This window comes from Thalassospira sp. HJ (assembly GCF_000948415.1).
Lineage (GTDB): Bacteria > Pseudomonadota > Alphaproteobacteria > Rhodospirillales > Thalassospiraceae > Thalassospira.
In genome coordinates this window covers 1-10492 of sequence record NZ_JYII01000022.1, presented here as the reverse complement: position 1 = coordinate 10492, position 10492 = coordinate 1, and the positions used below count along the sequence as shown (strand labels likewise).

Here is a 10492-nt window from a genome sequence, read left to right as displayed (position 1 = left end):
GGTTCGACAATGCCTCCAGAGGCCGTGAGTGTTCAGCTTTTTTACGGACGTAAAAGTCCAAGGCCGCATCAACACCTCACGGATCCGGGAGCCTGCGTATACGCAGGCTCCCAAGTGAAAAGAGGCACCAACATCATAGCAAATGTTCGTGCCTCTCAATGTATAAGGCCGCCCGGTGGGCGGCCTTTGGAATAGATCAGGATTTGAAGAGGTTTTCGGCCGCTTCCATGTAATCGGAAGTTTTCGGCTCGTCTTTCTTCTCGTCTTTTTTCTTGCCCGGATAATCCGGTTCCGGATTGATCTGCAGCTCTTCCGGCAGCGGATCCGGTTCGACGTCCTTGGCAATCTTTTCCGGGTTTTTCGAACGCGCGATCACGACCTGTTTTTCAAGGTCAAGCTCGGTGCAAAGACCCATGGTCACCGGGTTGCGCGGTGCAAGGTTTGCCGAGTTCCAGTGCGAACGATCACGGATTTTGCCGATGGTGTCCTTGGTGGTGCCAATCAGCTTGCAAACCTGTGCATCGGAAAGTTCCGGGTGATGCTTAAGCAGCCATGCAATCGCATTCGGACGATCCTGGCGCTTGGAAACCGGGGTGTAACGGGCACCTTTGGACTGCGCACGCGGGCGCGGCAGATCGGATTTCGCCATTTTAAGCAGTTCGCGCGGATCTTTTTCGCAGCGTTCAATTTCTTCTTTGGTCAGCTGACCATTGGCGACCGGATCAAGGCCGACGATACCCTGACCGACGTCGCCGTCTGCGATGGCCTGAATTTCAAGCTCGTGCAGTTCGGTGAAAGACGCGATCTGCCGGAACGACAAGCCGGTATTGTCGATAAGCCATACAGCGGTTGCTTTGGGCATGAGGGGCTGTGCCATATTTCCTCCTGTTTCCTTCTTTCTCTCTGGAGACCGGCGATGGGTATAAGGCCCAAAAAGCGCGGGAATGTATGCCCCAGAATATAATCTCTTTTGGTGGTCCGGCAATGCTGCAAGGTCAACCACGGGGGTTGCTGCGCATCGTCGGACCCGCCATTGCGTTCTTTTCGATCAATGTGCGGGTAAATGCAACAATCTGTTGCGGTGTTCTGAAAAGAATATTTCTTTTCGAGCCGCAATCATACGCATGTTGCCATGGATTGGTCAGATAAAAGATATCAGACCTTCGTCCATACGCGATCAGTCGACTTCCAGTATCACTTTTCCGATGTGCGCGCCACCCTTCAATATGGCGTGCGCCTCTGATGCCTGTTCAAGCGCGACGGTCTTATAGATCACCGGCACGACTTTGCCGGACTCCAAAAGCGGCCAGACCTTCTCGCGCAAGGCATCGGCAATCGCCCCCTTGTTGGCGACGGGTTGTGCCCGCAATGTAGAGCCCATCAGCGTCAGACGTTTGAGCAACAGCGGTGTAAAGTTGGTTTCGGCCTTCGGCCCGCGCAGGAAGGCGATGATCAGGATGCGGGCCTCAAAGGCAGCTGCCTTGAAATTCCGGCTGACATAATCGCCCGCGACCATATCAAGGATGACGTCAGCCCCCTTGCCATCGGTCGCAGCTTTGACCTCTTCGACGAAATCCTGCGTCTTGTAGTTAATCGCAATGTCTGCGCCGAGATCACGGCAGGCCTGACATTTCTCGTCGCTGCCAGCCGTTGCAATCACCTTGGCGCCAAACGCCTTGGCAAGTTGAATGGCGGTGGTACCGATCCCCGATGTCCCGCCATGGACCAGGAACGTCTCGCCCGCCTTGAGCTTGGCCTTGTCAAAAACGTTATGCCAGACCGTGAAAAAAGTTTCTGGAACGCCGGCCGCGGCGGCCATGGACATGCCGCTTGGCACGGGCAGGCATTGCGCTGCCGGAACAGCCGCATACTGGGCATAGCCGCCACCTGTGACCAGTGCGCAAACCTTGTCGCCGATTTTCCAGCTAGTGACATTGGCGCCAACCGCGACAACCTCGCCCGAAAGCTCCAGCCCCGGAATTTCAGATGCACCGGGCGGGGGCGGGTACATGCCCGCAACCTGCATAAGGTCCGGTCGATTGACCCCGCTTGCCGCCACCCGAACCAGCACATCATCAGCGCCATAGTCCGGCACCACGACCTCGCCCAGCACAAGAGCAGGCTTGTCACCGTCCTTGATGATTTCGATGGCTTTCATCTTTTCGGGAAATTCTGAAATGGACATAGGGACCTCATTGGCGAAAACTGCGTTTTATACCTATCTAGGATCAGTAAGAGATTCAATGACCGTGACCGGGTCGGAAACAATGGAGGATGACCGTGGACGAAGAAGATGTCGCAATCTTCAAAGGTGGTGAATTTGGTCTGCCGCGTAATCTTGAAGGCATGTCAGTAGATAGCCTGAAAGACTATCGCGCCGTATTGGAACGCGAAATTAAACATGTGGATGAGGCGCTCTCGCACCGAAAGGGTGCGGCGGCCGGGGCCGAAGCACTTTTCAAAAGCTGAGGTGCAGCAGAGCCATCTCGTACCGGTTTTCTGAACACTATGCGTGAGGATGGTTTTTTTTAAACCTGCGGTTAATTGAAAATTAAACTTGCCGCCTTATATGTGGAATAGAGGGTCATCTGATGACCCCCTTGTCGAACGTGATGTTTCGATGCCTCCCTGTTAAACTGAGCCGCCCTTTTTAGGGCGGTTCTTTTTCTTTCCGGTTTATATTCAATAACTTAATCCTATTGAACTGCGGTCACCTCGCGCGCGTGAATATGGATAAATCCGCAAAAGGGTACGGGTTAATACGTATTATCACATTTGTGCCATGAATAGCCTTGACCGCCTGTGAAGCGCTGGCTAAAGTTCGCACACAATAAAAAACAAAACCAAAAAAGTCCGGCAAGTTTAGCAGGTTGAGGTGAGACCGCCCCGAAAGTGGGCGGTCTTTCTATTTGGGCATTTCCCTGCCTTGAAGCGGTCCATCACCTTCCCAATATATTCAGGATGACTCACGAGCATCCACCGACGTCAAAGGCGGCGTCGTATCAAAGCAATTTCTCGGTTGTTCATTTTTCGCGGACCTACGATGAAGCCTTTACCCTGTTGGTCGAGGCACGCAATTACCTCTCAGCGCATCGGGGTCAAAGCAGAAAACGGGGAAACCGTGAAGCCGTTGCACAATGCGTCGAAGAGATGCGCATGACCACGCGATTGATCCGTGCAATGGCGTGGTTGCTTGCCGTGCGAGCGGTGGAGGAGGGTGAAATTCCTTGGGACGAAGCGGTCGATATCGATGACCTGATGGTCGATCTTCGGGTTTGCACCATCAACCAGCACGATGAGTACGGATTTATCTCACCCGGTCTTCTCGACCTGATGGGCCGTGCACACTCGCTTTACATGCGTACTGCCCGCATGGAGCTACAGGTCGCCGCCCGCTGCAACGGCTAAGCGTTAGCCTCTTTCCCTTACATCAAGTCCATTGATGACGGACACAGGCCCCGCGCGTGGCTTGGGTTTGTCGTCTTGCTATGGATGGAGAGATAAGTGTGGGCGAAGGATCAGGTGCGCGCCTGAACCTGGAAGACCTCGATCGGCTCGGAGAAGCCCTTCATCTGGCGGGTGCCTTGGGAGACAAACGTTGCCCGGCTGCCGCTATAGGTATTCTTGACGTTATCCGAAACCAGCGTTTCATCACCGCCCGCCTGCGCACAGACACGCGCGGCAAGCTGTACTACACTGCCAAACAGGTCGTTTTCCTCGGCAATGGCTTCGCCGGCATTGATGCCGATGCGGATCTGGAATTTCAGGTCCTGACTGGCATTGTGTGATGCCATGTTCTTCTGGATTTCAATGGCAGCTTCGACCGAACTCGCCGAAGACGGGAACACGGCCATGATGCCGTCGCCCATATGTTTGACTTCCTTGCCATAATTATTGATCAACGCAGTGCGCACGATCTGGTTATGGATATGGACCATCTGCTGTGCGCCATGATCGCCCAATTCCTGCGTCTTGGCCGTGGAATTGACGATATCGGTGAACATAAGTGCATGAAGCTTCTTGCCAGCGGCCCCTTGTGGGCCGCCAGCGGGCTTGTCGCTCCAGTCGGCAATGGCCTTGGATACCGACGTCGTGATGCTTTTCTCGTTCTTGATATAGTCATCCATCGACTGGCGACCGGCACCGTACATATCCTTGTATTTCGGCTCGAGGATATAGTCGTCGACATTCTTGCAGAATGTATCGGCCATGCTTTTGTTGGCACCCAGCGCCGAAATGCAATCGCGCAGGATCATGCGCCCGTCTTTTTGATCAAGGGCATGTTTTTCGCTGCATGCATCACAGGCGCCAGCGACATACAGATTAACACCAAACTTGTGATAGGCATCAAGCGACGGCACGCTGCGCTGAATGGCCTGGATCGATCCGGTGATGAAGTCGCGCATCTGCTCGCGGGTCGCACGCATTTCACGTGTCTCGACCATCGGCTTTTCCGGGGTATCGTCGATCGGCTCTGGGGCCTTCGCGTCCGGTGTTTCTTCAGCGATGTCCTGTTCTTCTGATTCTTCGGGCGCGTCATCAGCGGTCTCGCCACTTTCCTCGCGCGCCATTTCTGCAGCCATCTCGGCAGCCGACTTGCGCCGGGCATCAGAACCGGCACTTTGTCCGGGTGCTTGACCTCTTCCCGAACGGGTGCCTCTGCCCCTTGCCGGGCTGGCGGATGCGGCTGATGATTTCCGCGCACGGCCTTTGAACTTTTTGGTCAGCGCCATCAGCATCGGGACGACGCTCGCCAAAAAGCCAACGGTAAAGGACAGGAAGTTGATCTTGTCATAGAAGCTCTGACTGATCTTCACACCCATGTCTGGCAGGAATTCAAGACCCTTGGCCGTCACCAGCATGGTTGCAAGACCAATTGCAATCGCCACACAGAACGCCACAGCCATCTTAAGACCAAGACCGACAAGCGTCTGGCTTTCGGCAACAGATCCGGATGACCGCGCTGCCGCGGGCTTTTTGACAGCAGCAGCTGCAGCTTCGCTCGGCTTGTCATCGGATGCATCGGCCCGTGGCATCATCGGTGCAGGCGCCGGGCCTGGGCGTTGAGCCTGAGCTTGCGCCTTGGCCTGCGATGACCGCTTTGGCTGTGCTTTGGGATTGGTGTTTTCGAGCTTGCCCTGACCGCGCGTTTCGTAAATGACATATTCGTCAGAGCTGTTGGTCGCGTTGTTATAAACCTCGCGAATGACCTTCACGCCCGTAACGTGGTTGGCACGCTCGATCTGTTTGGCTTCTTCTTCTGCCTGCTTTTTTTGCGCACCAGTAAAGTGGCCGTGGATCTGCCACCGGCCTGAGCGGTCTTTAACATAGACCTCATAGCTAACCTGGTTACGTGCCGTCACTTGATTCATCTAAGAGCCTGGTGATGCTTGCAAGCAGAACAGGGCAGCAAAGCCAAGCCGCCTTATCCTAACGAAGGGGATTATGGCAAAAAAATGCCGAAATCACCATCAGATATGCTGCGTAACAGCTAATAGTTGTTCTAACTATAGTTTTTTACCGTCACCAGCTATGCAAATTAATGGTTTAGACAAAGAAAAACGCCCGCGGCATCAATAAGATGCGACGGGCGCTGATCCCACAGAACACAGAAGCGTGTTCTTTGCTTAGTTGCCGATATTGAAACCAGCGAAGCGCTTTTTGAACTTAGCAAGCTGCCCGCCGCTGTCCAGAAGACGGTGAACACCAGTCCAAGCCGGGTGGCTTTTCGGATCGATGTCGAGCTTCAACACGTCGCCCGGATTGCCCCAGGTCGACTGCGTGGTGAAGGTGCTGCCGTCAGTCATCTGAACGGTGATCTCATGGTAATCGGGATGGATATCTTTTTTCATCGCCTATCACTCCGGAATTTGAAGCGCGGTGTATAGTGTAAAAAATCGGCTCGCGCAACCCCTGTAACCGGTAATTATCCGATTAACGCCAAATGAGGGGAGTGCAGTAGCGATCTGGCGGTCGTTTAGCAGCGCTTGCCCCATGTTTCAAGCTTTTCTCGCGCCCGTGCTTATGCATACTTGCACAGGCCTCTTTATATAGTATGGTGCGCCAACATTTGATTGTCGCCTTGCCGGGGCGTTTGACCCCGATGACAGACGGAGAACAAGACTGTGGCCCTTGAGGAAACCCGCTTCCATCAGATTGCAGACGAAACCATCGAAACGCTGTCTGATGTTATTGATGATGCACTGGGCGATGACCTTGAAGTCGATCTGCAGTCCGGAATCCTGACCATCGAACTCGATTCGGGTGAACAATTCATCATTAACAAGCATGGCCCCAACCGTCAGGTCTGGCTGTCTTCGCCAGTCAGCGGAGCAAGCCACTATGACTTTGATGAAGACAACGAAACCTGGACCTCGACCCGTGGCTCGACCACGCTGAATGATCAGCTTGCGACTGATCTTGCGGTCAAAACCGGAAACAAACTTGATCTTGGCTGATCTCTGATTGGCTGCGTGGTTCCCACTGCATACGGGATAAAGTGCCTTGGCGCGTACACCGACTTCTTCTGCAAAACTCTCTGATCGTGAAACCAGCCGGAACCTCTCGTCGCTCCGTGTGATCGTGCCGTTTGTCACGAAATATCGTTTGCAGCTTATCGGCGCGCTGATTGCTCTGGTCACAGCATCGGGCACGGTGCTGGCGCTTGGCAATGGCCTGCGCATGCTGGTCGATGAAGGCTTTGCCGAAGGCGATGGCGCGCTGCTTGATCGTGCACTGTTTGTGCTGTTTGCGGTCACACTGCTTCTGGCAGGCGCAAGTTATATGCGTTTCTTCCTGGTTTCCTGGATCGGGGAACGCGTGGTGGCTGATATCCGGTCCGCGGTCTATCGCCATATCATCCGACTGGACTCGGCCTTCTTCGAAGTGACCCGAACCGGTGAAGTGCTTTCGCGCCTGACAACCGATACCACTCTTCTGCAGGCAGTCATTGGCTCCAGTGTTTCGATTGCGCTGCGCAATGCCCTGATGTTTGTCGGCGGTCTGTCGATGCTGGCCATTACTAGCCCCAAGCTCACAGCCCTTGTCTTGCTGGTCGTGCCGTTGGTGGTGATCCCGATTGTTGGCTATGGCCGCCGTGTGCGCCGCCTGTCACGCGAATCCCAGGACCGGGTCGCCGATGTCAGTGCCTTTTCCGAAGAAACGCTGAATGCGCTACGCACGGTGCAGGCCTACACACACGAAGAAATCGAAAGCAATCGCTTCAGTGGTCATGTCGAGGGTGCTTTCAAAACCGCTGTCGCCCGCATTTCGGCGCGTGCACTTCTGACCGCTATTGTCATTGTCATGGTGTTTGGTGCAGTTGGCACCATCCTGTGGATCGGTGGCCATGATGTGCTTGATGGTACGATCTCGGCCGGCGAGCTTTCCGCCTTTGTCTTCTATGCTGTGGTCGTGGCCGGATCGGTTGGTGCCATTAGTGAAGTGATTGGTGATCTGCAACGTGCGGCCGGCGCGGCCGAGCGACTTGTCGCTTTGCTTTCGACCGAACCCGAAATCAAGGCACCGGAAAATCCGGCACCAATGCCAGTCCCCCATCAGGGCCATGTCAGTTTCGAAGACGTCACCTTCCATTACCCGGCACGTCCGGATCGCTCCGCACTCGAAGGTCTCAACCTGTCGGTCAAGCCGGGCGAGACGGTGGCCCTTGTTGGTCCGTCGGGTGCGGGCAAGACCACGGTCTTCCAGCTGCTGCTGCGCTTCTATGATCCGGCAAGTGGCGTGATCCGTGTTGACGGTGTCGATATCAAAACCGCTGATCCGGTGGCGGTGCGTGAACGCATTGGTCTGGTGGCACAGGATCCGGTGATCTTTGCTGCCAATGCATGGGACAATATTCGTTATGGTCGCCCGGGTGCGAGCGACGATGAAGTCCGTGCGGCTGCCGATGCTGCCCATGCCAGTGAGTTTCTTGATCGCCTGCCGGACGGGTTTAATACCTTCCTGGGGGAAAAGGGTGTCCGCCTTTCCGGTGGTCAGCGTCAGCGCATTGCGATTGCGCGCGCCATCTTGCGCAACCCGACCATCCTGCTTCTTGATGAAGCCACCAGCGCTCTTGATGCCGAAAGCGAACAGGTTGTCCAAAAGGCACTTGAAACCATCATGAAAGAACGCACGACGCTGGTGATTGCCCATCGTCTGGCAACGGTTCTGCATGCAGACCGCATTGCCGTGATTGATGATGGCAAGCTGGTTGCTGTTGGTACCCATCAGGAACTGCTTGAAAGCTCCCCACTATATGGCCGTTTGGCCAAGCTGCAGTTTGACCGCGACGCTGCCTGATTAAAGCAAGGGCGCATCGCCTAAAAGCGTTCCCCAAACAAAAGTCATCCTGTGTGCCAGCACATAGTGCATAGCTCTGATTTGCTTTGTCGCTGAGAGCTGTGCATCGCTGCTTCTTCGCGGCAGTCCGCTGCCGTCGATTCCATTCCCTCAAGGCAACAAAAAGACCCGCCACAAGGGCGGGTTCTTCATTGGTGTTTGATCTGTGCCTTACTCGGCGCTGGCGATCTTGCGGTTGCCGATCGATAGTTCGGCATATTGTTTGCGCAGCACATCAGAATCCGCAAGGAAACGATCAAGCTCATCGCCCTTAAGCGTCTTGCCGCTTGGCATCTTGACGCGGATCGGGTTGACCTGGGCGTTGTTTTTCAGGATCTCGTAATGCAGGTGCGGGCCGGTTGAACGGCCCGTGGTGCCGACATAGCCGATAACGTCACCCTGCTTGACGCGCGAACCCTGACGAAGGCCTTTGGCAAAGCCGTTCATGTGGGCATATGCGGTGTCATAGGAATCGTTGTGACGGATCAGGATGTAATTGCCATAACCGCCATTGCGGCCAATCTTGGCGATCGTGCCGTTACCTGCGGCAAAGATCGGGGTGCCGGTCGGGGCTGCAAAGTCGATCCCTTTATGCATCTTGGTGTAACCAAGGATCGGGTGTTTACGTTTGCCATAACCCGATGACAGCCGCGCACCATTGATCGGGGTCCGCATCAGCGCACGACGATAAGACTCACCCTTCTGATTATAGAAGTCGGTCTCGCCATTGCTGTCGGTATAGGAATAAAGCCGTACTTCATGGCCGCTCAGCGTCATGCTTGCATAAAGCACATCACCAAAACGAACACGCTCGCCGGCATCGTTCTGAAGTTCCTGATACATGATCTCGAAACTGTCGCCCGGCTGGATGTCGCGCTGGAAGTCGACCTCATAGGAATAAAGTTCGATCAGGTCCATCAGAACAGGGATCGGAACGCCATTGCGTTCAGCCGCTAAAAACAGGCTCTGCTCAATCGTGCCCGATGCGACATTACGTGCCGGGGTCAGTTCGATCTTGTCCGAGGATGCCTGATAGCCATCATCTGTGCGCGATACCGAAACAATGGTCTCGGGATCGGGCTGGAAGCTCATCTGATCAAGAAGTTCGATATCGTCTTGTGCGTCTGCGGCATATACAAGGTCAAATTCCTGACCGGCACGCAGTTTGCGCGGATTGAAAACATCGCGCAGCGCTTCAATGGCATTATAGGCTGATGTGCGCTCAAGGCCGGTGGCAGTCAGTGTCGCCATCAGGTTGGAGCCTTGTTCAAGGACAACTGTTTCACGGCGCGGCTCAAGATCGGGGATGCTGGCGGTTTCGGTGACAGGGGTGTCACCATCCAGATGGAGGCTTTCAGCTGCACTGGCGGACAGGGCCGTATCCGAGGCGTTGGAATAATGATCGGATAACAAATACCCGGTTGTTCCCCCCAGAATCACCATCACGCTTGCAATAGAAACCAAGTCTCTTCCGGCCATTGCCGTAGAACTCCCCTAAAAGACAATAATCAGTTCACCCGAGCTGTTGCTCTTTCCGGCAACATCGCCTCAAACCTTATACATAAAAGATTTGGCGATGTGAAATGCGAATTGCTGCGGGCAAAAGTGGAACCCATCACGACATAATGGCGCGATTTCCTTTACGAACCGTTGAGGGAATCCTGCCGCCTTCGCTTTGATGGGCGGCGATCATGTGGCATCGCAGAATGGCAAGATCAAGGCAGGCGAAAACTGTTTGTAATTCGGGTCACGAACCAAGCGTTTCGGAGGCCAAAATGCCAACCTGAAACGACACATATATATGTAGTGTTTCGGGCGTGCTTAAATCGCGCTTTCGGGCAGGGGCAATTTCGGGCGCGTTCATGTCGGAGCTGGAGGGGACTGTGTGTGCCTGGCGCTAAACAGCCTGATCCATGTTTGTCTCTGGTTTCTCAACCACGGGATGAGGGTAAATTCCCCCGGTTCCTGCCTGTTTGGCCTGTTTTCACAAAATTGTATTTTTTCGGCATTTTTTTCCGAAAAAGGGTTTGACAGTTCTGGGAGTGGGGCCTATAACCCGCCTCCACCGACGGGGTGCGGCGCCAACGAGACGGCGACGCGGAACGAGCGGTTCGGGGCTTCGGCCTTTGAGTTCTTTGACATTGTAGATCAG

General features: G+C 54.6%; 9 protein-coding genes. 4 read left to right on the top strand and 5 right to left on the bottom strand.

The features are described from left to right. Positions 1 to 196: 196 nt before the first annotated feature. Both UF64_RS19545 and UF64_RS19540 read right to left on the bottom strand, forming a co-directional pair. A complete protein-coding gene (locus UF64_RS19545; RefSeq protein ID WP_044830319.1) occupies positions 197 to 877 on the bottom strand; it encodes a DUF1013 domain-containing protein in 681 nt (226 codons plus the stop codon). 300 nt (positions 878 to 1177) lie between these two features. After that, positions 1178 to 2185 carry an NAD(P)H-quinone oxidoreductase gene (locus UF64_RS19540; protein WP_235285172.1) on the bottom strand — a complete coding sequence of 336 codons (1008 nt, stop codon included), beginning with the start codon at positions 2183 to 2185 and terminating at the stop codon, positions 1178 to 1180. An 89-nt stretch (positions 2186 to 2274) separates the two neighbouring features. Here UF64_RS19540 and UF64_RS19535 point away from each other — a divergent pair, with 89 nt between their 5' ends. Continuing rightward, positions 2275 to 2469, top strand: a complete 195-nt coding sequence (locus tag UF64_RS19535; protein ID WP_044830318.1) for a DUF1192 domain-containing protein — start codon at positions 2275 to 2277, stop codon at positions 2467 to 2469. Between the two features lie 492 nt (positions 2470 to 2961). After that, complete coding sequence (locus UF64_RS19530) at positions 2962 to 3408, top strand: DUF1465 family protein (protein WP_044830317.1); 447 nt, start codon at positions 2962 to 2964, stop codon at positions 3406 to 3408. Positions 3409 to 3518: 110 nt separating this feature from the next. Here UF64_RS19530 and UF64_RS19525 read toward each other — a convergent pair whose 3' ends face one another. Both UF64_RS19525 and rpmE read right to left on the bottom strand, forming a co-directional pair. Continuing rightward, positions 3519 to 5372 carry an adenylate/guanylate cyclase domain-containing protein gene (locus tag UF64_RS19525; RefSeq protein ID WP_044830316.1) on the bottom strand — a complete coding sequence of 618 codons (1854 nt, stop codon included), beginning with the start codon at positions 5370 to 5372 and terminating at the stop codon, positions 3519 to 3521. A gap of 255 nt (positions 5373 to 5627) precedes the next feature. Then, positions 5628 to 5852: a 50S ribosomal protein L31 gene (gene rpmE / locus UF64_RS19520; RefSeq protein ID WP_008891651.1), complete on the bottom strand. Its 225-nt coding sequence runs from the start codon at positions 5850 to 5852 to the stop codon at positions 5628 to 5630. Positions 5853 to 6125: 273 nt separating this feature from the next. Here rpmE and cyaY point away from each other — a divergent pair, with 273 nt between their 5' ends. Both cyaY and UF64_RS19510 read left to right on the top strand, forming a co-directional pair. After that, on the top strand, positions 6126 to 6458 hold the full coding sequence (gene cyaY, locus UF64_RS19515) for an iron donor protein CyaY (protein ID WP_044830315.1): 333 nt from the start codon (positions 6126 to 6128) through the stop codon (positions 6456 to 6458). A 46-nt stretch (positions 6459 to 6504) separates the two neighbouring features. Beyond that, the gene (locus tag UF64_RS19510) at positions 6505 to 8301 is read left to right on the top strand and encodes an ABC transporter transmembrane domain-containing protein (protein WP_044830314.1); all 1797 of its coding nucleotides are present in this window, start codon (positions 6505 to 6507) and stop codon (positions 8299 to 8301) included. Positions 8302 to 8511: 210 nt separating this feature from the next. Here UF64_RS19510 and UF64_RS19505 read toward each other — a convergent pair whose 3' ends face one another. Then, positions 8512 to 9804: a M23 family metallopeptidase gene (locus UF64_RS19505; protein ID WP_235285171.1), complete on the bottom strand. Its 1293-nt coding sequence runs from the start codon at positions 9802 to 9804 to the stop codon at positions 8512 to 8514. Between the last annotated feature and the right edge of the window lie 688 nt (positions 9805 to 10492).